At 72.4% G+C, this 24340-nt stretch carries 24 protein-coding genes; 7 read left to right on the top strand and 17 right to left on the bottom strand.

Going from position 1 to position 24340, the window contains the following annotated elements; genetic code table 11:
• Positions 1–61 precede the first annotated feature (61 nt).
• Positions 62–274, top strand: coding sequence for a DUF1918 domain-containing protein (locus tag OG978_RS08590; protein ID WP_326764623.1), 213 nt, complete (start codon positions 62–64; stop codon positions 272–274).
• A 104-nt stretch (positions 275–378) separates the two neighbouring features.
• On the opposite strand, the gene OG978_RS08595 is transcribed toward OG978_RS08590, so the two are convergent.
• On the bottom strand, positions 379–1671 hold the full coding sequence (locus OG978_RS08595; protein WP_326764624.1) for a glycoside hydrolase family 10 protein: 1293 nt from the start codon (positions 1669–1671) through the stop codon (positions 379–381).
• A gap of 189 nt (positions 1672–1860) precedes the next feature.
• Between OG978_RS08595 and OG978_RS08600 the strand changes: the two genes are divergently transcribed.
• Positions 1861–2721, top strand: coding sequence for a 3-hydroxybutyryl-CoA dehydrogenase (locus OG978_RS08600; protein ID WP_326764625.1), 861 nt, complete (start codon positions 1861–1863; stop codon positions 2719–2721).
• A 97-nt stretch (positions 2722–2818) separates the two neighbouring features.
• Here OG978_RS08600 and OG978_RS08605 read toward each other — a convergent pair whose 3' ends face one another.
• From OG978_RS08605 to infC, 9 genes are all read right to left on the bottom strand, one after another.
• Positions 2819–3349, bottom strand: a complete 531-nt coding sequence (locus OG978_RS08605; protein ID WP_326764626.1) for an NUDIX domain-containing protein — start codon at positions 3347–3349, stop codon at positions 2819–2821.
• 120 nt (positions 3350–3469) lie between these two features.
• Positions 3470–4819, bottom strand: coding sequence for a transcriptional regulator (locus OG978_RS08610; RefSeq protein WP_326764627.1), 1350 nt, complete (start codon positions 4817–4819; stop codon positions 3470–3472).
• Positions 4820–5241: 422 nt separating this feature from the next.
• Complete coding sequence (gene pheT, locus OG978_RS08615) at positions 5242–7755, bottom strand: phenylalanine--tRNA ligase subunit beta (protein ID WP_326764628.1); 2514 nt, start codon at positions 7753–7755, stop codon at positions 5242–5244.
• Entirely contained in the window at positions 7755–8882 is a 1128-nt protein-coding gene (gene pheS, locus OG978_RS08620; RefSeq protein ID WP_326764629.1) for a phenylalanine--tRNA ligase subunit alpha, read from the bottom strand. The genes pheT and pheS overlap by 1 nt, the downstream gene beginning before the upstream one ends.
• Before the next feature lie 146 nt (positions 8883–9028).
• The gene (locus OG978_RS08625) at positions 9029–10189 is read right to left on the bottom strand and encodes a sensor histidine kinase (protein ID WP_326764630.1); all 1161 of its coding nucleotides are present in this window, start codon (positions 10187–10189) and stop codon (positions 9029–9031) included.
• A gap of 89 nt (positions 10190–10278) precedes the next feature.
• On the bottom strand, positions 10279–11109 hold the full coding sequence (locus OG978_RS08630) for a TrmH family RNA methyltransferase (RefSeq protein ID WP_326764631.1): 831 nt from the start codon (positions 11107–11109) through the stop codon (positions 10279–10281).
• 125 nt (positions 11110–11234) lie between these two features.
• Positions 11235–11618 (bottom strand): 50S ribosomal protein L20, encoded by a 384-nt coding sequence (gene rplT / locus OG978_RS08635; protein ID WP_072484442.1) that lies wholly within the window; start codon positions 11616–11618, stop codon positions 11235–11237.
• A 109-nt stretch (positions 11619–11727) separates the two neighbouring features.
• Positions 11728–11922, bottom strand: coding sequence for a 50S ribosomal protein L35 (gene rpmI / locus OG978_RS08640; RefSeq protein WP_072484441.1), 195 nt, complete (start codon positions 11920–11922; stop codon positions 11728–11730).
• Positions 11923–12042: 120 nt separating this feature from the next.
• Positions 12043–12741: a translation initiation factor IF-3 gene (infC, locus tag OG978_RS08645; protein ID WP_266421725.1), complete on the bottom strand. Its 699-nt coding sequence runs from the start codon at positions 12739–12741 to the stop codon at positions 12043–12045.
• 343 nt (positions 12742–13084) lie between these two features.
• Between infC and OG978_RS08650 the strand changes: the two genes are divergently transcribed.
• Positions 13085–13447, top strand: coding sequence for a DUF1844 domain-containing protein (locus OG978_RS08650; RefSeq protein WP_326764632.1), 363 nt, complete (start codon positions 13085–13087; stop codon positions 13445–13447).
• Positions 13448–13524: 77 nt separating this feature from the next.
• Here OG978_RS08650 and OG978_RS08655 read toward each other — a convergent pair whose 3' ends face one another.
• On the bottom strand, positions 13525–14253 hold the full coding sequence (locus tag OG978_RS08655; protein WP_326764633.1) for an SseB family protein: 729 nt from the start codon (positions 14251–14253) through the stop codon (positions 13525–13527).
• Between the two features lie 148 nt (positions 14254–14401).
• Between OG978_RS08655 and OG978_RS08660 the strand changes: the two genes are divergently transcribed.
• On the top strand, positions 14402–15115 hold the full coding sequence (locus OG978_RS08660; RefSeq protein ID WP_326764634.1) for a serine hydrolase: 714 nt from the start codon (positions 14402–14404) through the stop codon (positions 15113–15115).
• A 13-nt stretch (positions 15116–15128) separates the two neighbouring features.
• Here the strand turns inward: OG978_RS08660 and mycP are convergent, their stop codons facing one another.
• Both mycP and OG978_RS08670 read right to left on the bottom strand, forming a co-directional pair.
• On the bottom strand, positions 15129–16325 hold the full coding sequence (gene mycP, locus OG978_RS08665; RefSeq protein ID WP_326764635.1) for a type VII secretion-associated serine protease mycosin: 1197 nt from the start codon (positions 16323–16325) through the stop codon (positions 15129–15131).
• Complete coding sequence (locus tag OG978_RS08670; protein WP_326769965.1) at positions 16322–17218, bottom strand: hypothetical protein; 897 nt, start codon at positions 17216–17218, stop codon at positions 16322–16324. Before OG978_RS08670 ends, mycP begins: the two co-directional genes overlap by 4 nt.
• A gap of 530 nt (positions 17219–17748) precedes the next feature.
• Between OG978_RS08670 and OG978_RS08675 the strand changes: the two genes are divergently transcribed.
• Positions 17749–18951 carry an amino acid deaminase/aldolase gene (locus tag OG978_RS08675; RefSeq protein WP_326764636.1) on the top strand — a complete coding sequence of 401 codons (1203 nt, stop codon included), beginning with the start codon at positions 17749–17751 and terminating at the stop codon, positions 18949–18951.
• A gap of 16 nt (positions 18952–18967) precedes the next feature.
• Here OG978_RS08675 and OG978_RS08680 read toward each other — a convergent pair whose 3' ends face one another.
• Complete coding sequence (locus OG978_RS08680) at positions 18968–19900, bottom strand: DUF2510 domain-containing protein (RefSeq protein WP_326764637.1); 933 nt, start codon at positions 19898–19900, stop codon at positions 18968–18970.
• 228 nt (positions 19901–20128) lie between these two features.
• Here OG978_RS08680 and OG978_RS08685 point away from each other — a divergent pair, with 228 nt between their 5' ends.
• Entirely contained in the window at positions 20129–20824 is a 696-nt protein-coding gene (locus tag OG978_RS08685) for a FadR/GntR family transcriptional regulator (RefSeq protein ID WP_326769966.1), read from the top strand.
• 72 nt (positions 20825–20896) lie between these two features.
• On the opposite strand, the gene OG978_RS08690 is transcribed toward OG978_RS08685, so the two are convergent.
• Positions 20897–21823: a LysR family transcriptional regulator gene (locus tag OG978_RS08690; protein ID WP_326764638.1), complete on the bottom strand. Its 927-nt coding sequence runs from the start codon at positions 21821–21823 to the stop codon at positions 20897–20899.
• Between the two features lie 70 nt (positions 21824–21893).
• Here OG978_RS08690 and OG978_RS08695 point away from each other — a divergent pair, with 70 nt between their 5' ends.
• Positions 21894–23045, top strand: coding sequence for a TDT family transporter (locus OG978_RS08695; protein ID WP_326764639.1), 1152 nt, complete (start codon positions 21894–21896; stop codon positions 23043–23045).
• On the opposite strand, the gene OG978_RS08700 is transcribed toward OG978_RS08695, so the two are convergent.
• Together OG978_RS08700 and OG978_RS08705 are read right to left on the bottom strand one after the other, a co-directional pair.
• Positions 22984–23688, bottom strand: a complete 705-nt coding sequence (locus OG978_RS08700) for a helical backbone metal receptor (protein WP_326764640.1) — start codon at positions 23686–23688, stop codon at positions 22984–22986. The two genes, OG978_RS08695 and OG978_RS08700, sit on opposite strands and share 62 nt — an antisense overlap.
• A 12-nt stretch (positions 23689–23700) precedes the next feature.
• Positions 23701–24246, bottom strand: coding sequence for a helix-turn-helix domain-containing protein (locus OG978_RS08705; protein WP_326764641.1), 546 nt, complete (start codon positions 24244–24246; stop codon positions 23701–23703).
• Positions 24247–24340: the final 94 nt, after the last annotated feature.

The raw sequence follows: 24340 nt of genomic DNA on the forward strand, positions 1-24340 counted from the left end.
AGTCGGCATTCGGTCATAGACTTGTCGACATGGACCGCCACCCGTGAGGAGGTCAGTCCCGATGGAGGCACACACGGGCGACCGGCTGCTGATACACGGCAGGACCGTGGGGCAGCACGACAAGGTCGCAGAGATCGTCGAAGTGCTCGGGGCCGGGGGCACTCCCCCGTACCGCGTCCGCTTCGCCGACGGACACGAGCACCTGATTTCACCCGGTCCCGACAGCGTCGTACAGCACACCGACACCCGGAAGCAGGCCCCGGAGACTCCGTAGCGGCCTCCGGCGGTCGGCACTGCTCTTCGCCCCGGGCCCCGGGCGGGCCGAGCCGTTACCGGCAGCCCGCCCGAACACCCGTTGCGCCTGCTCCGCTCCTCCTGTCAGCGGGGTGGGCGCACCCGGTTGCGATAGTGGTCGCCCACCACCCGGTCCATCGCCCCGATCCGGTCCCTGACCACGTCCTTCCCGGAGAAGTAGACGTGGCCGCGCACTTGGTCGTACCCGGCGGCGAAGTCGATGTGCCGGGAGAGTTCGGCCGGGTCCTGCCAGGCGGCGGGCTGTGCGGGGTCACCGGCCTTGTAGAGCGCCTCCCCCACGAACAGGTCGACTTCCGTGCCGCGTACCACCTCGCTCCACCAGGGCAGCAGCTTGGCGTAGTCGGCGGCGGCGAAGCCGATGTTCCAGTAGATCTGCGGGCAGATGTAGTCGATCCAGCCCTTCCGGACCCAGCCGCGGGTGTCGGCGTACAGATCGTCGTAGGTCTGCACCCCCGCCCTGGTGTCGGAGCCGAGCGGGTCGGTCGCGGCGTTGCGCCACACACCGAACGGGCTGATCCCGAACTGGACGTTCTTCTTGATCTTCTTGATCCGCTCGGCGGTCTCGCGCACCAGTCTGTCGGTGTTGTCGCGCCGCCAGGCGGCCTTGTCCCGGAAGCCCGCGCCGTACTTGGCGTACGTGGCGTCGTCGTCGAAGACCTGCCCCGCCACCGGGTACGGATAGAAGTAGTCGTCCCAGTGCACGGCGTCGATGTCGTAGCGGCGGACCGCGTCGAGCATCGCGTCCTGGACGAAGCGGCGGACCTCCGGAATTCCGGGGTTGTAGTAGAGCTTCCCGCCGTACGGCAGGACCCAGTCGGGGTGCAGTCTGGCGGGGTGGGTGGCGGCCAGCCGGGACGGGTCGGTGTGGTTGGCGACCCGGTACGGGTTGAACCAGGCGTGCAGCTCCAGGCCGCGGCGGTGCGCCTCGCTGACGGCGGTGCCCAGCGGATCCCAGCCGGGGTCCTTGCCCTGGACGCCGGTGAGGTACTGGGCCCACGGTTCGTAGGGCGAGGGCCACAGCGCGTCGGCGGTCGGCCGGACCTGGAGAATGACCGTGTTCAGCCGCCGGGCCACCGCCTCGTCGAGGTACGCGATCAGCTCGGCCCGCTGCGCGGCCGCCGTCAGGCCGGGCGCCGAGGGCCAGTCGAGATTGGCGACGGTGGCAACCCACATGCCGCGCAGCTCGCGCCGTGCGACATGGCGGCCACCCGTGCGCGCCGGTGCGCCGGTCCGCTCGGCACCGGTCCGCCGGGGCGGAACCGCGACGGCGTCACCGGCCGTGGTGACGGTGCTCACCACCCCCGCGACCACTCCCGCCGCACCCGCCACAAAGCCTCTTCGGCCCCATTGCCGCATTTTGCTGCACCTGCCGTCTCTCTGTTCGCGTCCGCCGCCCCGGTATCCGGGCGTAACGCAGAGCATGCCCGCCCCGGCCCACGATGACCCTCAGGTCGCGGAGTAACGTCGGGGGGTCGGGGCGGGCACCGGAATCAGACGGGAACCTGCGACACGCAGAACAGCGAAAGGCACGAGGTGACGGACTCTATGGCCGACATTGCACGCGTCGGAGTGGTGGGCTGTGGCCAGATGGGCGCGGGTATCGCGGAGGTGTGCGCGCGCAGCGGTCTCGAGGTCATGGTGGCCGAGACCACCGGTGAGGCGCTGGAGATCGGCCGTACCCGGCTGCACAACTCCCTCTCGAAGGCCGCCGAGCGCGGCAAGATCACTGCCGAGGAGCGCGACGAGACACTCGCTCGGCTGAGCTTCACCACGGACCTGGGCGAGTTCGCCGACCGCGATCTCGTCATCGAGGCCGTCGTGGAGAACGAGCAGGTCAAGACCGAGATCTTCCAGGTGCTCGACCAGGTCGTGACCCGGCAGGACGCGATCCTCGCCTCGAACACCTCCTCCATCCCGCTGGTGAAGCTGGCCGTGGCGACCTCCCGCCCGGACCAGGTCATCGGCATCCACTTCTTCAACCCGGCCCCGGTGCAGAAGCTCGTCGAGCTGATCCCCGCGCTGACGACGTCCGACGAGACGGTGAAGCGCGCCGAGGCCCTGGTGCAGGACGTGCTCGGCAAGCACCCGATCCGCGCCCAGGACCGCTCCGGTTTCGTCGTCAACGCGCTGCTGATTCCGTATCTGCTCTCCGCGATCCGGATGTTCGAGTCGGGGATCGCCAGCCGTGAGGACATCGACAACGGCATGGAGCTCGGCTGCGCCCACCCCATGGGCCCGCTCAAGCTCTCCGATCTGATCGGTCTCGACACGGTGGCCTCGGTCGCCGACTCGATGTACGCGGAGTTCAAGGAGCCGCTGTACGCCGCTCCCCCGCTGCTCCAGCGCATGGTGGACGCGGGCAGGCTCGGCCGCAAGACGGGCTCGGGCTTCTACCCGTACTCCTGACCCTTCCGCCGTGCCCGTACGGGGCCGGTCCGGGCGATCCCCGGGCCGGCCCCGTACGCGGTTCCGCGGTGCCTCACCCCGGCCGTGAGTGGACGCCTCACCCCAGCCGCAAGTGATGGAGCACCATCAGTCCGGCGGCCATACCGGCGGCCGGGACCTCGCCGCGGGCGATCATGTCGGGCACCAGCTTGAGCGGTATCCACTCGCGGCGTGAGGACTCGAAGGCATCGCTGGGCGGGCCGGTCCAGTCGGCCTCCTCGGACCAGTAGAGGTGGTGCCGGGCGTCGGTGAGGCCGTTCGACGGCTCCACGGTCAGCAGCGGGCGCAGCGACCCGGGACGCCAGCCGGTCTCCTCCTCCATCTCCCGGGCGGCGGCGGCCTCGATGTCCTCACCGTCCTCGACGACGCCCGCGGCGAGCTCCCAGCCCCAGCTGTCCGTGATGAACCGGTGCCGCCACAGCAGGAGCACCTCATCGGCCTCGTTGACGACGGTGGCCGCCGCGACGGGGCGGAGCCGGATGACGAAGTGGTCGAGATGGCGGCCGTCGGGGATGACCACATCTGCCAGATTGACCCGGAACCATCGGTTCTCATACACAGTTTGTTCGTTCAGGTTCGCCCATTGCACGGTTTTGCCACCCTTCGACAAGTAGGTGGCAACATCGCAGCAGGAGCGGCACCTGAACGGAACGTACCGGTCCCCGCGAGTACGAGCCGAATACGCACTCACTACGAGCCGAGTACGCACTCACAGCGGTACGCGCAACGCTCCGTCGATCAGTTCGGCGGCCCGCCCCGCGTCGGCGCAGCCGCTCGCGACCAGGTCCTCGCGCACGGCACGCAGCCGGTCGCGCAGCCGCCGCGACTCCATGCCCCTGGCCCGCTCCGCCATCTCCGCGGCCGTGGCCGCCGCCCGGTCCGGCTCGCCCTGGCGCAGCTCGATATGGGTCAGCATGGCGAGCCGGTGCACCCGTCCCCGGTCGTGCGCCGGGATCCGTACGGCCTTCGCCGCGTGTTCCCGGGCCCCCGGCAGATCGCCGATGCCGAGCAGGGCCTCGGCCACCTGCACATCGACCAGGCCCGGCTGGACGTACCCCGTCTCGTCCGGTTCATGGTCCGGCGTGATGCGCTCGGCCTCCGCCTCGGCGCGCCGGATGCACTCCCGGGCGCCGCCCGCGTCGCCGAGACGGGCGTACGCCTTGGCCTGCATCGCGTACAGGTCGGCGGCGAGCGCCGGGCTGATGTGTCCCTTGGCGGCCCGGAGCGCCGCCTGGGCGAAGGCCACGGACTGCCGGTAGTCGGCGAGATGGAGCGACTGGTTGACCAGCAGGGCGATCACATAGCCGCCGAGCCCCCGGTCCCCGCTCGCCTTCGCCAGCCGCAGCGCCTGGTGGAAGTAGCGCTGGGCGAGCCCGTGCGCGTCGGAGTCGTAGGCGCAGATCCCCGCGACCGCCACCAGACCGCCCGCCGCCCGGTGCAGTCGGCGGCCCATCGCGTCGCTGTAGCCGCCGCGCAGCAACGGGGCGGTCTCGGCGTTGAGGAAGCCGACGATGCGGGATCGGGTCGCGATTCCGCCTGCCCGGCGGTACATCAGTTCGTAGTGGGTACGGGCCGCGCGCAGGGTCACTATGTCGGCCATGCAGACGCGCGTCGGTCCGCCGCGCGAGACATCGGTGTCCTCCGGCGGGTTCTCCCACTCCCAGACGGGCATCACCGCCGAGGTTCCGGTGACGGCGGGCGGGACGAGGCCGTGCGGGCGCTGTGCTTCGTCGGAGCGCCACAGCGCGGTGGCCCGCTCGACGAAGCCGGTGAGCGAGGAGGCGGGCACCGGCGAGCCGGTGCCCGGGGTCGCCATGCCGATGTCGTCCAGTGAGACGGGCCTGCTCAGCCGGTTCCCGAGCACTTCGCAGATCAGGTCGGGCACCTGGCCGCGCGGGCGCTGGCCCTTCAACCAGCGGGCCACCGCGGTGTGTTCGTACCGCAGGCGCAGTCCGCGGGAGCGGCCGGCCCGGTTGATGTGCGCGGCAAGACCCGCCCGGGAGACGCCCGCCTCCTCGATCAGGGCAGCCAGCAGAATGTTGGGTTCCGTTGCCCCCATGTGCCCCTCCGGTGGTTCGGCACGCCGAGGCGTGTCGCACCAGTGGAGCACGATTCACACGGGGTGTGAACGCAATGCCCGAACCGTCCCGCTGCGCACCCTGTTGCGCCGGTGCGCGGATCGGTTGAATCAGTCGTCTCGCAAGGGGCGGACGGGTCGTCTGCTCCCCCTCGTACAGTACGACGACCCGCACCCGCGCCGTCCGTTCTGCCGACCTGCCCGACACTCCGTGGCAGCGCGGACGGTGCCGGACCGCACGACCCACTGCCCATGGATCGGAGGGTGGCTGCGGGGTCGGCTCGGAGCCGGGTTCCCCCGGGCCGCGCCGGGGCCCGCGTGCGGTCCTCGCCGCTCGGCGAGCATGCGGGAGGGGCGCATCCGGTCACCGGATGCGCCCCTCCTGGCTGTGTTCCCGCGAAACGCTACGCGCCCCGCAGCACCGCGCCCGTCCGCTCGGCGGCCAGAGCCACCGCCGCGTCGCGCGCGGCCGAGGCCTCGTCCACGGTCAGCGTGCGGTCCGCCGCGCGGAAGCGCAGCGCGTACGCCAGGGACTTGCGGCCCGCACCGATCTGCTCACCGGTGAAGACGTCGAACAGCCGCACCGATTCGAGCAGTTCGCCCGCACCCTCGCGCAGCGCCCGCTCCACGTCGGCGGCCGGGACGTTCTCCGCGACGATCAGCGCGACATCCTGGGTCGCCACCGGGAAGGTGGAGATCCGGGGCGCCTGGAGCGCGCCGTCGACGGCCTGCTCCAGGACGTCGAGCTCGACCTCCATGGCGCAGGTGCGCTCGGGCAGGTGGAGGTCCTTGACGACCCGCGGGTGCAGCTCACCGGCGTGTCCGAACAAGGTCTCCTCGCCGTTCACCGTGACGTACAGCGCGGCGCAGCGGCCCGGGTGCCACGGCGCGTGCCGGTCGCTCCGGACGGTCACCTCGACACCGGCCTCGCGGGCGATCGTACGGGCGGCCTCGATGGAGTCCGCCCAGTCGGCCGGGCGGCCCTTGCCCCACCAGCCGGCCTGCTCACGGGCGCCCGCGAGGACGACCGCGGCCCGGCGCGGCTGACGCGGCAGCGCGGCATCGAGTCCGGCGATCTCCTCGTCGGTGGGACGGCGGTCGACGGGCAGCCGTACGGCCTTCGTCTCGGTACCGGTCGGCCGGAAGACCAGGCCGGTCTCGAAGAGCGCGAGGTCGTGACTGCCGCGGCCGTCGTTGCGCCGCAGTGCGCCGAGCAGGCCCGGCAGCAGCGTGGTGCGCAGAGCCGGCTCCTCGTCGGAGAGCGGGTTGACCAGCTTGACGGTACGGCGGCGGGCGTCGTCGGCGTCGAGCCCGAGCTGGTCGAGGGCGGCGTCGCCGATGAACGGGTAGTTCAGCGCCTCGACGTAGCCGGCCCCGGCGAGCGCCCGGCCGATCCTGCGGTGGAGCCGCTGGCGGTCGGTGAGACCGCGGCCGGACGGCGGGGTCGGGAGGGTGGACGGGAGGTTCTCGTAACCCTCAAGCCTGATGACCTCTTCGGCGAGGTCGTTCGGCTCGCTGAGGTCGGGGCGCCAGGACGGCACGGTGACGATCAGCTCGTCCTGCCCGTAGACGTCACAGCCGACCTCCTGGAGGCGGCGTACGACGGTCTCGCGGCCGTAGTCGACGCCGGCCACCCGGTCGGGGTGGTTCGCGGGCATCGCGATGGTGCGGGGCACGGACGGTGCGCTGACCTCGGTGACCCCGGCCTCGGCGGTGCCGCCGGCGAGCAGCACCAGCAGGTCGACGGTGCGCTGCGCGGCGGCTGCCGCGGCCTGCGGGTCGGAGCCGCGCTCGAAGCGCTTGGACGCCTCGGAGGACAGCTTGTGGCGGCGCGCGGTCCGGGCGATCGAGATCGCGTCGAAGTGCGCGGCCTCGATGACGACCTCGGTGCTTTGGTGCTCACCGTCCTGGACGTCCGCGATCTCGGTGTTGGCACCGCCCATGACGCCCGCGAGGCCGATCGGCCCGCGGTTGTCGGTGATGACCAGGTCCTCGGCGTCCAGCACGCGGACCGTGCCGTCGAGGGTGGTGAGCTTCTCGCCCTGCTGGGCGCGGCGCACCCCGATCGGCCCGTCGACGCGGGTGCGGTCGTAGGCGTGCAGCGGCTGGCCGAGTTCCAGCATCACGTAGTTGGTGATGTCGACGGCGAGCGAGATCGGGCGCATCCCGGCCTTCTGCAGCCGGCGCTGCAGCCAGATCGGGGAGCGGGCCTCGGGCTGCAGGCCGACGACGGTGCGCGCGGTGAACCGGTCGCAGCCGATCGGGTCGGCGACCTTGACCGGGTAGCCGTACGCGTTCGGCGCGGGCACGTCCAGCAGCGCCGGGTCGCGCAGCGGCAGCCCGTACGCGATGGCGGTCTCGCGGGCGACGCCGCGCATGGAGAGGCAGTAGCCGCGGTCGGGCGTGACGGCGATGTCCAGGACCTCGTCGACGAGCTGGAGCAGCTCGATCGCGTCGGTGCCCACCTCGTGCTCCGGCGGCAGCACGATGATGCCGTGCGTGCCGTCGTCGCCCATGCCGAGCTCGTCGGTGGAGCAGATCATGCCGTGCGAGGTCTTGCCGTACGTCTTGCGCGCGGCGATCGCGAAGTCACCGGGCAGCACGGCGCCCGGGAGGACCACGACGACCTTGTCGCCGACGGCGAAGTTGCGGGCGCCGCAGACGATCTCCTGCGGCTCGCCGGTGCCGTTGGCGCTGCCGACGTCGACCGTGCAGAAGCGGATGGGCTTCTTGAAGCCCTCCAGCTCCTCGATGGTCAGTACCTGTCCGACGACCAGCGGGCCCTTGAGGCCGGCGCCGATCTGCTCGACGGTCTCGACCTCCAGACCCACGGCGACGAGCTTGGCCTGTACGTCACGGCCGGTCTCCGTCGCCGGCAGGTCGACGTACTCCCGCAGCCAGGAAAGCGGGACGCGCATCAGATCTCCATCCCGAACGGCCGGGTGAACCGGACGTCACCCTCGACCATGTCTCGCATGTCTTCTACGTTGTGGCGGAACATCAGCATCCGTTCGATGCCGAACCCGAAGGCGAATCCGCTGTACTTCTGGGGGTCGACGCCGCAGGCGATGAGCACCTTGGGGTTGACCATGCCGCAGCCGCCGAGCTCGATCCAGCCCTCGCTGCCGCAGGTGCGGCAGGGACGGTCCGGGTTGCCGACGGACGCGCCGCGGCAGACGTAGCAGACCATGTCCATCTCGGCGGACGGCTCGGTGAACGGGAAGAAGTTCGGCCGGAGCCGGGTCTTCATGTCCGGGCCGAAGAGCGCCTGGACCATGTGGTCGAGGGTGCCCTTGAGGTCGGCCATGGTGAGGCCCTCGTCGACGGCCAGCAGCTCGATCTGGTGGAAGACCGGGGTGTGCGTCGCGTCGAGCTCGTCGGTCCGGTAGACCCGGCCGGGGCAGACGACGTAGACGGGCGGCTCCCGGTCGAGCAGGGAGCGGGCCTGGACCGGCGAGGTGTGGGTACGCAGCACGACACCGGACTCGTCGTTCCTGGCGCCGTCGGGGCCCTGGACGAAGAAGGTGTCCTGCATCTGCCGGGCCGGGTGGTCGGGCACGAAGTTCAGGGCGTCGAAGTTGAACCACTCCGCCTCGACCTCGGGGCCCTCGGCGACCTCGTAGCCCATGGCCACGAAGACGTCCGCGACGCGCTCCATGATGGTCGTCAGCGGGTGGCGGGCGCCGGCCGGGGTGCGGTCGTAGGGCAGTGTGACGTCCACCGCCTCCTCGACCAGCACGCGGGCGTCCCGCTCGGCCTCCAGCTCCGCCTGACGGGCGGCGAGGGCCTTGGAGACGGCGCCGCGGGCCTGGCCCACGCGCTTGCCCGCCTCGGCCTTGGCCTGCGGCGGCAGTGCGCCGATCTCGCGGTTGGCGAGCGACAGCGGCGAGGTACCTCCGGTGTGCGCGGTCTTCGCCTGGGCGAGCGCGTCGAGGTCACCGGCGGCGGCAAAGGCGGCGAACGCCTCGTCCCGCATGCGCTCGATCTCTTCCGGTTTCAGTGCCTCGACCTCGACTGGGTCGTACGACTTGTTCGGTGCCGACATCTCTTCCCGTGCTTCCGATTGGCTGATACTGCGCTTACCGGGGGATGTCCCCGGACCCCCATGGCCCCGATCGACGACTGGAGGACGCAAAGGTGCCAAAGGTCGAGTCTAAGGGCCACAGGATGTATGGGAGGCCCGTGGGCCGCTCAGACCAGGTAGGCCGGCGTGCTCACGGGCAGAATAAATCGGAACTCCGCGCCGCCGCCGGGGCCGCGGCCGACCGTGATCGTGCCGCCGTGCGCCTCGACGATGCCCTTGACGATGTAGAGGCCCAGGCCCGTACCACCGCGCTTGCTTCCCCGCCAGAAGCGGGTGAAGACACGGCCCATCGACTCCTCGGGGATGCCGGGGCCTTCGTCGCTCACGGTGACGGCCGTTCCCTTCTCGTCGCTCTTCGCGGGTGCGGGTGCGACTTCAATGGTGACGGTTCCCTCGCCGTGGCGCACCGCGTTTTCCAGCAGGTTGCCGAGCACCTGGTCGACTTTGTCCGGGTCGGCCCAGACGGCGGGCAGCGGCTGGCAGGTGCGGACGAGGAAACGGTCGGGGGTCTGGCCGCTCGCAGTGAGGGCCTGGATGTGGCGTTCGACGGCGGCGGAGAGGTCCACGGGCTGGCGTCGCAGCTCCAGGCGTCCGGAGTCGATCCGGGAGATGTCGAGCAGCTCGGCGATGAGCCGGGTGACCCGGCCCGCGTCGGCGTCGACCGTCTCCAGCATCAGGCGCTTCTGGTCGTCGGTGAACCGCTCCCACTTGGCGAGTAGGGTCGCGGTGAACCCCTTGACGGAGGTCAGCGGGGAGCGCAGCTCATGGGCGACCGTCGCGATCAGCTCGGCGTGGCTGCGTTCGTTGCGGCGGCGGGCCTCGGTGCCGCGCAGCGAGATCACCACCCGGCGCACCGGGCCGGTCGGGCGCTCGCGCACGTAGCGGGCGGAGACCAGGACCTCGCGGCCGCCGGGCAGCAGCAGATTGCGTTCGGGCTGGCCGACCCGGGTGGCGAGGCCGTTGTAGGGATCGGTCAGGGCCCACCAGCGGCGGCCCTTGAGGTCCTCCAGCGGCAGTGCGTGCTCCAGGCAGCGGCCGAGGGCGGCGGCCCGGGGCACCGCGGTGATCCGGGCGGCGGCGGAGTTGAAGCAGATGACCCGGCCGGTCTCGTCGGCGACGACCAGGCCGTCGGGCAGGTCGTCGGGATCGATCCCCAGGTCGACGAATCCGGGCTCGGGGCTCTCGGCCGCGTCGTCCGCCTCGCCGGCGGATTCGGCGCGCACGACGGCCGCATGTGTCTCGCGCGGCCTGCTCATGCCGACAGCCATATCCCGTACCCCACCTCTCGAACCGGTGCAGTGGGCCCCCGAGTTCGCCACCCTACTAGTCGTCGGTGACGCAGCGACACCCTGTGGTGTCACCGCGGGCGCTGGGCCCTCGCGGAGGCGTACAGGCAGACGGCCGCCGCCGTCGCGAGGTTGAGGCTTTCTGCCTTGCCGTGGATGGGCACCCGTACGACGGCGTCGGCCAGCGCCCGGGTCTCCTCCGGCAGGCCCCAGGCCTCGTTGCCGAAGACCCAGGCGGTCGGGCCGCCCATGGTGCCCGCGTCCAGCTCGTCGTCGAGGTCGTCCTCGCCCGCGCCGTCGGCGGCGAGGATCCGTACGCCCGCCGCCCTCAGCCCCTGCACGGCCTGCTCGACCGGGACACCGACGGCGACCGGCAGATGGAAGAGCGAACCGACCGAGGCCCGGACGGACTTGGGGTTGTAGAGGTCCACCGAGGCGTCGGTGAGCACGACGGCGTCGGCGCCCGCCGCGTCGGCGCAGCGCAGCACCGTACCGGCGTTCCCGGGGTCGCGCACATGGGCGAGGACGGCGACCAGTTTCGGCTTCGCGGCGAGGATCGCGTCGAACGGGGAGTCGAGGAAGCGGCAGACGCCGATCAGGCCCTGCGGGGTGACGGTCTGCGACACATCGGCGAGCACATCGCCGTCGGCGAGGTGCACCCGGGCGCCGGCCTCGTGGGCGGCGGCGACGATGTCGGCGTACCGCTCGGCCGCCTCGACGGTGGCGAACAGCTCGATCAGCGTCGGCTCGCCGTCGCTGCCGCGGTGCTCGGCGGCCTCGCGCACGGCCTGCGGCCCCTCGGCGATGAACCTGCGCTCCTTGCCGCGGAAGTTGCGCTTGGCCAGCCGCCGGGCGGCGGTGACACGCGGCGATCGCGGGGAGATCAGTTCGGGGGTGCCCATGGTCGGCGGCGAGCCTCTCTGCGTACGGAGGGGACGGACGTACGGAACGTGTCGTGCAACGCACCGGACCCGCAGACGGCGAGCGCCTGCGGGTCCGGCTCAGAAGACAGGAAGTGCGACCTGGATCAGGCGGCCTTCGGGGCGTTGACGTCGCTCGGGAGGGCCTTCTGGGCAACCTCGACGAGGGCGGCGAACGCGTTGCTGTCGTTGACCGCGAGCTCGGCCAGGATCTTGCGGTCCACCTCGATGTTGGCGGCCTTCAGACCCTGGATGAGGCGGTTGTACGTCATGCCGTTCTGGCGGGCAGCGGCGTTGATGCGCTGGATCCACAGCTGACGGAAGTCGCCCTTGCGCTTCTTGCGGTCGTTGTAGTTGTAGACGAGGGAGTGGGTGACCTGCTCCTTCGCCTTGCGGTACAGGCGGGAGCGCTGGCCCCGGTAACCGCTGGCCTGCTCGAGGATTGCCCGACGCTTCTTGTGAGCGTTTACTGCCCGCTTGACGCGTGCCACTTTTTAACTCCTTGTAGCGGGGCCGTGGTTGGACTCACACGGCCCGGAAACGAATTGGTCCCGGTCTGAGTCGAGCTCGCCGCCCACGGGTTCACCGCGGGCCGTGAACTCACTTGCCGAGAAGCTTCTTGATCTTCTTGGCGTCGGACGGAGCCACTACGACCGTGCCGGTCAGCGAGCGGGTCTTCTTGGACGACTTGTGCTCAAGAAGGTGGCGCTTGCCGGCGCGCTCACGGAGCACCTTGCCGGAGCCGGTGATCTTGAAGCGCTTGCTGGCACCGCTGTGCGTCTTGTTCTTCGGCATCGCGCCGTTCTCTCCTCGTCAGTGGCGCCCCTCGCGGTGCGGGCACCGGGCAGCAGGGGCGTCAGATCTTGGTGGGAATTCCGGGGAGACCCGGGGCCGCCTGGATGGCGGCCCCTGAGGTCAGGCCTCGGAAGGTGTCTCGGCCGGAGCCTCGGGCTGCGCTTCGGCAGCCTCGTCCGCGGCCTCGGCGTCGGGGGTGGAACCCTGACGCCCCGCCTTGCGGGCGGCCTGGGCCTCGCGGGCCTCGGCCATGGCTTCGGTCTTCTTCTTGTGCGGGCCCAGAACCATGATCATGTTCCGGCCGTCCTGCTTCGGGTTGGACTCGATGAAGCCGAGTTCCTCCACGTCCGAAGCCAGACGCTGGAGCAGTCGGAAGCCCAGCTCAGGGCGGGACTGCTCACGACCACGGAACATGATCGTGATCTTGACCTTGTCGCCCTGCTTGAGGAACCGGACGACGTGACCCTTCTTGGTGTCATAGTCGTGCGGGTCGATCTTCGGCCGGAGCTTCATCTCCTTGATGACCGTGTGCGCCTGGTTCTTGCGCGCCTCACGGGCCTTCATGGCCGACTCGTACTTGAACTTCCCGTAGTCCATGAGCTTGCACACGGGCGGACGGGCGGTCGCCGCCACCTCGACCAGGTCGAGGTCGTACTCCTGTGCGAGTTCCAGGGCCTTGGCAAGCGGAACAATCCCGACCTGCTCGCCGCTGGGACCGACAAGTCGCACCTCGGGAACGCGAATCCGGTCGTTGATGCGGGGCTCGGCGCTGATGGATCCTCCTCGGTAGCACCACGCGGCCGCCTGGCGGACAGCCACGTAACGTCTGTTTCGTGAGACCAACCGCACCAGTGCAATAAAAATGCCCCGGACGGGACACAGGCGGGGCTCCTGGAACAACCGGAACCACCGCGGTCAACCGCGGGGCACATCGGGCGGTCCCATCGTCCGTACGGAACGATGGTCACCGCCTGACCGGATGACCCGCCGTCCTGCAAGGACAGCCAGGTGGGAGATCGGAGCCTCCACTTGTGGGCCGGGCACATAGCTGCCCAGCCGGTCGTTACACAAGGTTAGCAGCTCCCCCGGGCGTACGCTAACCAGCTCTCGCCCACCGCTCCCGCGGGCGGGACGGCATGGGCGTGCGCCTATCGTATGGCGCATGAGTGACGCGACCCCCACCAGTGATTCCCCCGGCTTCGACGACATGGCCCGCGACATCGCGGAGGTGCCCGCGGTCGAGGTGATCGTGACGGTCGCGGTCAATCTGATGAGCGCCGCCGCCGTGAAGCTCGGGCTGACCGAGGACGGCGACGAGCACAAGGACCTCGACGAGGCCCGCAAGCTGGTGCACGCGCTGGCCGGCCTGCTGGACGCCAGCGCCACCGAGATCAGCTCCTTCCACGCGGCCCCGCTGCGGGACGGCCTGAAGTCGCTGCAGCTCGCGTTCCGCGAGGCATCGCTCGTACCGGACGAGCCCGGCCAGGGCCCCGGCGAGAAGTACACCGGCCCCGTCTTCGGCTGAGCCCCGCCCCGCTGTCCCCCGAGGTTCCACGAGCATGAGAGCCCCCGCCCATTCCTTCCGGGCGGGGGCTCTCGCGCTCAGCGGGTGAACAGGGGCTCACCCGGCGCGGCGGCGTCGGCCGGCAGCAGCGCCAGGTCCAGGCCGCGCACCAGGCGGGCGCGCAGGACCTCGTCGGCGGCCAGCACTTCCGCGACCCGGCGGGCCGCTTCGGCGGGGTCGGCGCCGGGTGCGAGGACGAGGGCGAGGGTGCCGTCGGCCCGGCCGGGGCCGAGGTGGGCCCGGAGGACCGCGGGCTCGGCGGCGACGGCGTTCCGTACCGCCGAGGTGACGGCGGGGTCGTCCAGCGGGTCGGCGCTGGTGCGGCCCTCGGCGAGGGCGAGCAGTGCGGAGCCGGTCAGCTCGAACGCGACCGGGCCGGCGAGATCGAGGACGACGGTGTCCGCCTTCTCGTGCGCGGCGGCCTGCAGCGCCTGGTGCAGGGGTACGGCGACGGGGCGTGCCTGCGGATCCCAGCGGGCCAGCGAGGCGGTCGAGGTGAAGGCGGGCAGGGCCCGGCGGTCCCCCGCCTGGAGGGTGGGGACCGCCATGTCACTGGTCTTCTCGCGACGCAGCCCTTTCTCGTCCTCCTCCACCTCCCCGAGCACGGCGACGACCGGGACGAGGAGCCGGGCGCCCTTCAGGGCTTCGAGTACCGGGCCGATGGCCTTCCGGTCCTCGGCCCAGGCGGCCAGTGCCGCGGTGAGTGCCGGGTCGGCAGTGCCGTCGTCGTCGGAGTATCCGGGGTCCGGAATGTTCTTCTGCGCCACGGGGCGAGCCTAGTGCCTGGGCTTTTCCGACCTGCCGACAGGTCGGGACCGGCCGGGTCTCCTCGGCCGGGCCCGGCCGGGTCCGTATCGTCCGTACCCGGCCGCCGGGACCGCTCGGGCCCCGGTGACGACGGGTGAGGAGCCGACGGTGGATCTCGACGCGGCACTGGCCGCGGCGGTGGAGCCGCTGCTGGCCGATGCGGGTGCGGTGAGGGTGTCGGCCGCCGTGCTGGACACCGGGAGCGGGGCACGGGCGGTCTACGGGGGCGGCGCGTTCGACACCGCCAGCGTCGTCAAGGTCGACATGGTCGCGGCACTGCTGCTCATCGCCCAGGACGAGGGGCGCGCGCTCACCGCCGTCGAACGCGGCCGCGCCGCCGCGATGATCGAGCGGAGCGACAACGCCTCCGCCACCGCCCTGCTGCGGGCGATCGGTGGCCCGGAGGCGCTCGACGCGGCCTATGAGCGCCTGGGCCTGACCGGGACGACGGCGGCGCACGCATGGGGACTGACACGGACCACGGCGGCGGACCGGCTGACGCTGCTGCGGGCGGTGTTCGGTACGGAGTCGGCGTTGAGCGAGGAGTCCCGTGCGTATCTGCGCGGGCTGATGGGGCGGGTCGAGGCCGGTCAGCGGTGGGGTGTGTCGGCGGCGGGCGACGGCTGGGCCCTGAAGAACGGCTGGATGCCACGGACGACGACCGGGCTGTGGGACATCAACAGCATGGGCCGGGTCCGGTCCGGCGGGCGTACCTGTCTGGTGGCGGTGCTCTCGGACGGGCAGCGGACGAAGGAGTCGGGGATCGCGCTGGTCGAGGGGGTGGCGAAGGCGGCGGTGTCCGTGCTCGGCGCCGCGCGGTGAGCGGGGCCGGCTCTCAGCCCCGTACGGCGGCCGGACCGCGGCCCCTGCCGCGCCAGAGCACCACGGCCAGGGCCAGCAGAACCGCTCCGAGACCGCCCGCGCCGGCCGCGAGCCAGCCCGCGGGGCTGCTTTCGTGATGCTCGGGGGCGGGGCCGGGGCCGAAGTACCGCTTCCGGTAGCCGGTCTCGGCGGTTTCGGCGCGCAGACCGGCGGGGCGGAGCGCGGCTCCCGCCTCGATCGCCGCGGCGGGGTCGACGATGCCGTACCCGCGGGCGTCGTCACGGCCGGAGGACGGGGCGCTGCGGGCCGTGTCGGTGAGGAGCTTCTTGATCTGGGCGGGTGTCAGTCCCGGGTGCGCGGCGCGGACCAGTGCGACCGCGCCGGAGACGAACGCGGAGGCGGCGGAGGTGCCCCACTCCACGTAGTACTGGAGGTCGGGCGCGGCGACGACGATGTCGACCCCGGGTGCGCTGACGGTGGCGTACCAGCGGCGGGTGGAGAACGCGGCGTGGGTGCCGTACCGGTCGACGGCGGCGACCGCGATCACGCCGGGGTAGGCGGCGGGGTACGAGATGTGGTCGCCCTTCTCGCCCCCGTTGCCCGCGGAGGCGACGACGACGGCCCCCTTCTTCAGCGCGTACTGGATGGCGGCGTCCTCGCCCGGCTCGGGGTGCGCGGACTTGCTGTCGTCGCCGAGCGAGAGGTTGATGACGTCGGCGCCGTGGTCGGCGGCCCAGCGGATGCCGTCGGCGAGGGCTGTACCGCGTGACTCCCGGGCCTTGGCGCGGGCCGGGTCGGAGGCTTCGAGGATCACCCGGACCGGGAGGATCTTCACCTCGGGCGCGATGCCGAGCACGCCGTCGTCGCGCCCCGCTCCATGGCCGTGACCTGCGATGATTCCCGCCATCGCGGTGCCGTGCCGGGCCCAGGAGCGGTCGCCGCGGCGGGCGCCGAAGCCGATCATGTCCTTGCCGGGCAGTACTTGGCCGGCCAGATCGGGAAGGCTGCCGTCGACCCCGGTGTCGACGACGGCGACGGTGATTCCCTTGCCCTTGGTGGTCTGCCAGGCCTTGTCGGTGTGGAGCGCCCGGAGGCCCCACTGCTGGTCCCGGATGGCGTCGGCCCTGGCCGGTACCGCGGGCAGGAGCGCGAACGCGGTGGCGGCGCAGACCGCGCCGAGGGCGCGGTGGCGGCGACTGCGGCGGCTCATTCCGGCTTCTCCGTGAGGTCGGTGACGGTCCGGCGCAGGCCGCGCTCGATCCGGTCGGCCAGGCCCTTGGCCTCGTGGCCGAGCCCGGCCTGGGCGGCAGCCGTCGTGGCGTCGGCGACCATGGCCTTGTCGGCGGGCTGCGGGTCGGTGACGGTCCGCCCGTCGGCGAAGCCGGACACGGCGAACACGACGACGGGCACCTCGGTCAGTACGTGGACGGTCCAGCTGGCGCGCTGCCGGTCGCCGAATCCGGCGGCGACGGTGCCCTTGACGGGGTAGGTGCGAGGCATCAGGTCGGTGCGCCGGCCGAGGTGCTGGCCGGTGAAGCGGGTGCTCAGCGCCTTCATCGCCGCCGCGTCGCCCTCGGTGAAGATCAATCCGACCGTGGTGACACTGCTGCTGGTGGCGTCGGTGTAGGTGGCGCGGAGCAGGCGTTCGCAGCCGACCGGGCCGAGTGTCCGGGCCAGCAGCGGGTCCAGGGCCGCCCGGCAGCCGCCGTCCGGGGCGACGGCGATCCGGGTCCAGACCCGGTCGGCGCCGCCGGGGCCCGCTCCGTCACCGGTCAGCGTGCGGGGGAAGAGGGTGTCCACGGGGACGCTGTGCCAGGCCGAGCGGCCCACGGTGTAGCTGCTGTGGGCGGCGGCGTCGGCCGAGGAGTCGCTGGTGAGCCAGGCGCCGGTGGCCGCGCCGCCGATCAGTCCGAGCCCGAGCACGACACAGGCGGCGGCGGTCGCGGTCCTGGCGGGGTGACGGGTACGGATCGGGCGCAGCCGGGTGGTCGTCTCGGCGGGTGTCTCGGGGTGGGGAACGCGGTACGGCTGCGGCGGCTGCTGGTACGTGTACGGGACCGGGACGTGGGGCGGGGCCGTTCCCGGGCGCGGGGTGAGGTCCACGGCGCCGACGGGCCGCCGGCGGGTCGCGACGGGCGGCCGCTCGGGGCGCGGCGGGGCAGGGACGGCCGGGGCGGTGGCGGGTGCGCCAGGGGCAGGGGCGTCGGGGGCAGCGGCCGGGGGCACGGGCCTCAGCCGGGCCGTGGTCTCCACCGGCGGGACTGCTGCCGCGGGCGTCCGGGCCGTGGTCTCCACGGGTGGAACGGCCGCCGTGGGCGGTGGTGTGCTCGGGCGCATCGGAGTCGGAGCGGGTGTGCCCGCAGAATTCGCCGCAAGGTTCTTCGCTGGAGGCACCGGAGGCGGGGTCGTGGGGCGTGGCGGAACAGGAGCGCGCTGCGCCTCGGTACTCATCCGCCCCCCTGGTCCCATTCCGTACCGCGCGCGGATCGACGTCACAGGCAGGCCCGTTGGTTGCCGCGTGCCGTCACTCTACGGGGTGGGACGGCCCCGGCGGGAGCGGGCCGCCGCGCCCTGGACGATCTGCGCAGATCATCCCCCTACCCAGCGGTACGGACGTCTGGCAAGCTGCGGCCATGACTGCCCGCGCCGCTGACCGGACCCGTTACAACCGGGCCACCGCCCATCTGGACGCCCCGATCGCCGTTGTCGATCTCGACGCGTTCGACGCCAATGCCGACGGTCTCGTCCGCCGGGCGGCCGGGAAGCCGATCCGGGTGGCGAGCAAGTCGGTGCGCTGCCGGACCCTGCTGGAGCGGGTGCTCGCGCGGCCCGGCTTCGCCGGGATCATGTCGTTCACGCTGGCGGAGTCGCTGTGGCTGGCACGGGCCGGGTTCGAGGACGTGCTGCTGGCCTATCCGTCGGCCGACCGGGCCGCCCTCGCCGAGCTGGCCGCCGATCCGAAGCTGGCCGCCGCGGTGACGGTGATGGTCGACGACCACGCGCAGCTGGAGCTGATCGACGCGGCGCGGGCGGGTGGCCGCGAGGAGATCCGGGTCTGCCTGGAGCTGGACACCTCGCTCCAGTTGCTCGGCGGCCGGGTCAGGATCGGCGCCCTGCGTTCACCGCTGCGCTCCCCCGCCCAACTGGCGGAGCTGGCACGCTCGGTGGCGCGGCGGCCGGGTTTCCGGCTGGTGGGCCTGATGGCGTACGAGGGTCATATCGCCGGGGTCGGGGATTCGGTCGCGGGCCGGCCGCTGCGCTCCCGGGCGGTCCGGCTGATGCAGGCCGCGGGCCGCAGGGAACTGGCCGTCCGGCGGGCCGAGGTGGTCCGCGCGGTACGGGCGGTGGCGCCGGACCTGGAGTTCGTGAACGGCGGCGGCACGGGCAGTGTGCAGCACACGGCGGCCGAGCGTGCGGTGACCGAGATCGCGGCCGGGTCGGGGCTCTACGTACCGAGGCTGTTCGACAACTACACGTCGTTCACGGCCCGTCCGGCGGCACTGTTCGCCCATCCCGTGGTGCGCCGGCCGGGTGTGGGGGTGGTGACGGTGCTCGGTGGCGGCTATCCGGCGTCCGGGCCCGCGGGCCCGGACCGGCTGCCCGTCCCGTATCTGCCGGAGGGGCTGCGCTACGACCCGCAGGAGGGGCCCGGCGAGGTGCAGACGCCGCTGCTCGGCGCCCCGGCCGACGATCTGCTGATCGGCGACAAGGTGTGGTTCCGGCACGCGAAGGCCGGTGAACTGTGCGAGCGCTTCGACGAGTTGCAGCTGATCGAGGGCGACCGGGTGACCGCGACCGTGCCGACGTACCGGGGCGAGGGCCGTACGTTCCTCTGAGCCGGACGGCCCGTGCTCAGGGCGCGATCGAGCTGCCCGCGCCACCGCTCGTCGCGCTGTCGCCGATCGGCCGGATCCCCTTGGTGATGGTGTCCATGAGCGAGATCGGCGGTCCGTCGGGGCCCGCGTCGAAGGCGTAGCGCACGATGATCAGCGACTCGCTGCCGATCGTGGACGGGAAGACGAGCGACTGCACGTAACCGCCGGGCCCCTTGGCCGTGTCGACGCGCCAGCGCACCTGGTATCCGGCGCGTCCGGCGACACTCACGGACGCGGAGTCGAGTTGCTTGTGGGACGTGATGCCGCCGTGGATCCGGTCGCCGACGATGTTCTTCTCGTAGGCGCTGTCGGCGGCGGTGGTGATGTCCTGCTTGGCGAGCTCCTCGGGAGAGGTGATGTCCGTGGCGCTCGCGATGCGACTGGTCACCGTGCCGTGGTAGCAGAAGTCGGAGGAACTGCCGGGGCAGTCGTAGGAGTCGACGGTGCGCATGGTGAGGACTTGTTCGACGGTCCTGCCGGGTTTCTCCCAGCCGTCGGGGATCGGCAGGGTGATGCCGTTGAGCTGGTCGACGAGGGCCGTCGGGTCGTCCTCGGCCGGTGAACCGCTGGGCGACGGGGTGTCCGTCGCGGCGATGGGCTCCGGTGCGGAGCCGCCCGGTCCGGCCTCGGGCCGCGTACCGCCCCCGTCCCTGCCCAGCAGGACGGCTCCGGTGACGGCCGCGCCCACGACGACCAGCCCGGCCACGGCGAGCGCGACGATCCGGGTGCCGCCCCGGCCGGTGGCAGTGGTGCCGTTGGCGGACGTGGCGACCGGCTCGGGCGGCCCGAACCCCTGCGGTGCGGTGGCGGCGGGGCGGGTGTGCGGCGTCCACGCCGTGCCGTCCCACCAACGGTCGGTGCCGGGTGTCGCGGCGTCCGGATACCAGCCGGGCGGTGTCGCGTTGCTCATCTCCCCACTCTAGGGTTCGACCACCGGCACGGGCCCGCCGATTGCCTGTCTGTCCGTATCGTCCGCGGGCGGTGCCCGGTTCGCCGGGGGACGCTCCGCGCCGGGCCGGCCGGAAGACCTAAGGTGTCAAGGTCAACCATTGATGGTCGGCCATTGATTCTGACGGTCGGCCATCGACCGGGAAAGGAACGGGGCGTGGCCGGGGAAAGCGAGTTCATCGACCGCCTGATGCCCGTACTGCGGCCCGTCCGGGCGGGGAACGGCTTCGAGGAGGCGCTGGAGCAGATCCTCCAGGTGATCAGGCTCGGACTGGTGCCGGGCGGCGGGCGGCTGCCGGCCGAGCGTGATCTCGCCGAGCTGCTGGGGATCAGCCGGGTCACCCTGCGCGAGGTGCTGAAGGTCCTGCAGGACCAGGGCCTGGTGGAGAGCAGGCGCGGCCGGTACGGCGGCACGTTCGTGCTGCCGCGCACCGGCAGCCCCGGCGAGGACGAGCTGCGCCGGAGGATCACGTCCGTCGACATCGAGGACGTACTGCGCTTCCGCGAGGTGCTGGAGGCCGGGGCGGCCGAGCTGTGCGCCGCGCAGGGGCTCGACGGCGAGGGCGCGGACCGGCTGCGCGCAGCCCTGACGGCGACTCACGAAGCGCCCTTGCAGGACTACCGCAGGCGCGACACCCTGTTCCATCTGACCCTGGCCGAACTCTCCGGGTCCGCGTCGCTGACCACGCAGTACGCGGCCGTCCGGGCCACCCTGAACGACCTGCTGGACTGCATACCGCTGCTCGTGCGGAACCTGGAGCATTCGCAGCATCAGCACACCAGCCTCGTCGAGGCGGTCCTCGACGGAGACGGGGAGGCAGCGCGCGCGGTGATGCGCGAGCACTGCGCGGGCACGGCCGCGCTGTTGCGCGGGTTCCTGGCCTGAGCGGGGGCGCGTCGCCGGCACCGGGGGCATAAAGGTCCGCCTCGTCACCATTGGCGGCACGGACGACAGGGCCTAGCGGCCGTCCCGCCCCGTCAGTGACAGCAGGTCGCGGGCGGGCCCCGTCGGGCGGTGGCCCGAGGGCCAGACCGCGCGCAGCTGGCGCCGCAGGCGTACTCCGGCGACCGGGACCTTGACCAGGCGCCGCGAGGACAGCTCCTCGCCGAGCGCCAGTTCGCTCAGGACGCACGGCCCGGCACCGCTCTCCGCCGCTCCCTTCACCGCGGTCGTGGAGGAGAGTTCGAGCAGCGGCTGGGCGAGGCCGCCGTGCACGGCGAGGGCCGCGTCCAGGACCTGGCGGGTGCCGGAGCCGTGTTCGCGCAGGATCAGCGGGGTCGCGGCCAGTTCCTGCGGGGTGAGGGGCGTGAGGCGGCGGGCCCAGGCGTGCGACGGGGCGACCACGACGACGAGGCGGTCATGGGCGATGACCGTGCCGTCGAGCCCTTCCGGCACGGACAGGCCCTCCACGAATCCGAGGTCGGCCTCGCCGACCAGCAGCCGGCCCGCGACGGCCGACGAGTTTCCCGCGAGCAGCGAGACCGCGGTGTCCGGCCGTTCGGCGCGCAGCGCTATCAGCCAGCCGGGCAGCAGGTACTCGGCGATGGTCATGGACGCGGCGACCCGCAGCCGGGAGTCCCGCCGGTCGCGCAGCGCCTGCGCGCCCGCGTCGAACGCCTCGGCCGCCTCGACGATCCTGCGCGCCCAGTCGGTGACCAGCGCGCCCGCGTCGGTGAGCCGGGAGCCGCGCGGTGAACGGTCCAGCAGGGCCACGCCGAGCTGCCGTTCCATGGACCGGATGCGGCTGCTCGCGGCGGGCTGGGTGACGCCGACGTCCCGGGCCGCGCGCCCCAGGCTGCCGTGCCGGGCGACGGCGAGCAGGAGTTCCAGCGCTCCGAGGTCGGGGATCCGGTGGGAGAGAGGGACATGTGCTTCGCCGGTCATAAAACCAGCTTATGGCCTCATAGACGCGGACTCCCTGGTGGGGCTCGGCCCTCCCCAGGAAAATCGTGGCATGGCCATCTTTCCGCAGACGCAGCAGTCCGCAGTCCCGATTCCGACCGCCGAGCGGCTGTCTTCCCTGCGGTACATCGGCCCCAACTGGTACGCGGTCGTCATGGGCACCTCGATCGTCGCGAGCGCGGGTGTCGCGCTGCCCGTCCACGTGCCGGGGCTGCGGGCCGCCTGCACGGTGGTGTGGGTGCTCGCGGTGCTCGCGCTCGCCGCGGTGCTCGCGGCCCGTACCGGGCACTGGATCGCCCATCGCGACCAGGCTCGCAGCCATCTGCTCGACCCGGCCGTCGCCCCGTTCTACGGCTGTCTGTCGATGGCACTGCTCGCGGTCGGCGGTTCGACGATGGTGGTCGGGCAGGACGTCATCGGGCATCGGGCGGCGCTCGCCCTGGACGTGGTGCTGTACACGGCGGGCACGCTGATCGGGCTGGCCGCCGCGGTCGCGATCCCGTATCTGATGGTCGTACGCCACCGGATCGAGCCCGGCACCGCGTCGCCGGTGTGGCTGCTGCCGGTGGTGGCGCCGATGGTCTCCGCGGCTCTCGGTCCGCTGCTGGTGCCGGAGCTGCCGGCCGGGCAGTGGCGGGAGGCGATGCTGCTGGCCTGCTACGCGATGTTCGGTCTGAGTCTGCTGGCCACGCTGGTGATGCTGCCGTTGATCTTCGCCCGGCTCGTCCACCAGGGGCCGCTGCCGCTCGCGCTGACGCCCACGCTGTTCCTGGTCCTCGGCCCGCTGGGGCAGTCGACGACCGCGGTCAATCAGCTCGCCGATGTGGCGCAGGGTGCGATCGGGGCACCGTACGCCTCGGGGCTCGGGGTGTTCGCCGTGCTGTACGGGGTGCCGGTGATGGGGTTCGCGCTGCTGTGGCTGGCGCTGGCCGTCGCGATGGTGGTGCGGGCCGCACGGAACGGCATGACCTTCGGCATGACGTGGTGGGGCTTCACCTTCCCCGTCGGTACGTGTGTCACGGGCGCCGGCGGTCTGGCCCGGCACACCGGGCTCACGGCGTACACCTGGCTGGCGGTCGCGCTGTACGTCCTGCTGGTGGCGGCCTGGGCGGTGGCCGGGGTACGGACGCTGCGCGGGCTGTTCAGCGGAGCGCTGCTCGCAGCACCGCAGGCGCCCGCACCAGTGACGGCCCGTACCACGTGAGGTACCGCCCGTCGACGAGCGCGGCGGGCAGTGCGGGGAAGGCCTCGGGCCCGTCGTCCGCGGTGAAGCGGTACGGCTCGTCGGGCAGCACCACCAGGTCGGCGCCCACCGCGTTGAGTGCGTCGAGCGGGATACGGGGATAGCGCTCGGCGTGGTCCGCGTAGACGTTCTCGACGCCGAGCCTGGCGAGCAGGTCCCCGGCGAAGGTTTCACGGCCCAGCACCATCCAGGGCCTGCGCCAGACGGGTACGACGGCACGGCGCGGGGCGCGTGGCGGCGGGAGTGCGGCCCAGGCGGCCTCGGCCTCGTCCAGCCAGCGCGGCCTGGACCGGCCGCAGGCGGCCAGGACGCGTTCGAGCTCCGCGACGGCCTGGTCGAGGGTGCGGACCTCGGTGACCAGCACCTCGGTCCCGGCGGCCCGGAGCGCCGCGAGGTCGGGTTCGCGGTTCTCCTCCTCGTTGGCGACGACGAGATCGGGCCGGAGCGCGAGAACCGCGGCCACGTCGGGATTCTTGGTCCCGCCGATCCGGGCGGCGGCCAGCCCGGCCGGGTGGGTGCACCAGTCGGTGGCGCCGACCAGCAGACCGGGCGCGGTGACGGCGACGGCCTCGGTGAGCGAGGGGACCAGGGAGACGATTCGCACGGCGGGCCCCGCTCAGCGGCGCGGGTCGTAGGTGGCGTCGATGTGCTCGGCGACCGCGACGACCAGCAGCCGTGTGCCGGGCACCGTGGCCCGCCAGCGGTGCCGCACCCCGCCGGACAGGAAGAGGGTGTCGCCCTGCTCCAGCCGGTACGCCTGTCCTTCGGCCTCCACCTCGGCGGCGCCCTGCGCCACGTACATCACCTCGTCGTTGCGGTGCTGGAACTCGCGCCCGAGGTCGAGTTCCCCGGTGAACTCCAGGGCGCTGAGCTGATGGCGTCCGCGCACCACTCTGCGTACCCCGTCGCCCTCGCCCGCCCGTACGACGTCGACGGCGCGCGCCGAGTCCGCGGCCGCGCGCAGCCGTGCCGTGGTGGTCTCCAGAGCTTCGGCGACCCGGCCCAGGGACCGGGCACTGGGCCGGGCCCGCTCGTTCTCGATCTGGCTGAGGAACGGCACGGACAGGCCACTGCGGCCGGCGACCGCGGCCAGTGTGAGCCCCAGGGTTCTGCGCCTGCGGCGGATCGCGGCGCCCACGCGGAGTGCTTCCTTCTCGTCCATGTCCGGCTCCCTCCCGACTCGCCATCCTTCCGGCTGCCGGCACATTACGCATACGGTTGCGCAAGGTCGGCCGGCCGGTGAACGTCCGGAAACC

The organism is Streptomyces sp. NBC_01591, assembly GCF_035918155.1.
Lineage (GTDB): Bacteria > Actinomycetota > Actinomycetes > Streptomycetales > Streptomycetaceae > Streptomyces.

What these genes read in the sequence shown, in the direction of transcription:
- OG978_RS08590 (WP_326764623.1), top strand. Translation starts at nt 62, where the DNA reads ATGGAGGCACACACGGGCGACCGGCTGCTGATACACGGCAGGACCGTG.
- OG978_RS08595 (WP_326764624.1), bottom strand. Translation starts at nt 1,671, where the DNA reads ATGCGGCAATGGGGCCGAAGAGGCTTTGTGGCGGGTGCGGCGGGAGTG.
- OG978_RS08600 (WP_326764625.1), top strand. Translation starts at nt 1,861, where the DNA reads ATGGCCGACATTGCACGCGTCGGAGTGGTGGGCTGTGGCCAGATGGGC.
- OG978_RS08610 (WP_326764627.1), bottom strand. Translation starts at nt 4,819, where the DNA reads ATGGGGGCAACGGAACCCAACATTCTGCTGGCTGCCCTGATCGAGGAG.
- pheT (WP_326764628.1), bottom strand. Translation starts at nt 7,755, where the DNA reads ATGCGCGTCCCGCTTTCCTGGCTGCGGGAGTACGTCGACCTGCCGGCG.
- pheS (WP_326764629.1), bottom strand. Translation starts at nt 8,882, where the DNA reads ATGTCGGCACCGAACAAGTCGTACGACCCAGTCGAGGTCGAGGCACTG.
- OG978_RS08625 (WP_326764630.1), bottom strand. Translation starts at nt 10,189, where the DNA reads ATGGCTGTCGGCATGAGCAGGCCGCGCGAGACACATGCGGCCGTCGTG.
- OG978_RS08630 (WP_326764631.1), bottom strand. Translation starts at nt 11,109, where the DNA reads ATGGGCACCCCCGAACTGATCTCCCCGCGATCGCCGCGTGTCACCGCC.
- rpmI (WP_072484441.1), bottom strand. Translation starts at nt 11,922, where the DNA reads ATGCCGAAGAACAAGACGCACAGCGGTGCCAGCAAGCGCTTCAAGATC.
- OG978_RS08650 (WP_326764632.1), top strand. Translation starts at nt 13,085, where the DNA reads ATGAGTGACGCGACCCCCACCAGTGATTCCCCCGGCTTCGACGACATG.
- mycP (WP_326764635.1), bottom strand. Translation starts at nt 16,325, where the DNA reads ATGAGCCGCCGCAGTCGCCGCCACCGCGCCCTCGGCGCGGTCTGCGCC.
- OG978_RS08675 (WP_326764636.1), top strand. Translation starts at nt 17,749, where the DNA reads ATGACTGCCCGCGCCGCTGACCGGACCCGTTACAACCGGGCCACCGCC.
- OG978_RS08680 (WP_326764637.1), bottom strand. Translation starts at nt 19,900, where the DNA reads ATGAGCAACGCGACACCGCCCGGCTGGTATCCGGACGCCGCGACACCC.
- OG978_RS08685 (WP_326769966.1), top strand. Translation starts at nt 20,129, where the DNA reads ATGCCCGTACTGCGGCCCGTCCGGGCGGGGAACGGCTTCGAGGAGGCG.
- OG978_RS08690 (WP_326764638.1), bottom strand. Translation starts at nt 21,823, where the DNA reads ATGACCGGCGAAGCACATGTCCCTCTCTCCCACCGGATCCCCGACCTC.
- OG978_RS08695 (WP_326764639.1), top strand. Translation starts at nt 21,894, where the DNA reads ATGGCCATCTTTCCGCAGACGCAGCAGTCCGCAGTCCCGATTCCGACC.
- OG978_RS08705 (WP_326764641.1), bottom strand. Translation starts at nt 24,246, where the DNA reads ATGGACGAGAAGGAAGCACTCCGCGTGGGCGCCGCGATCCGCCGCAGG.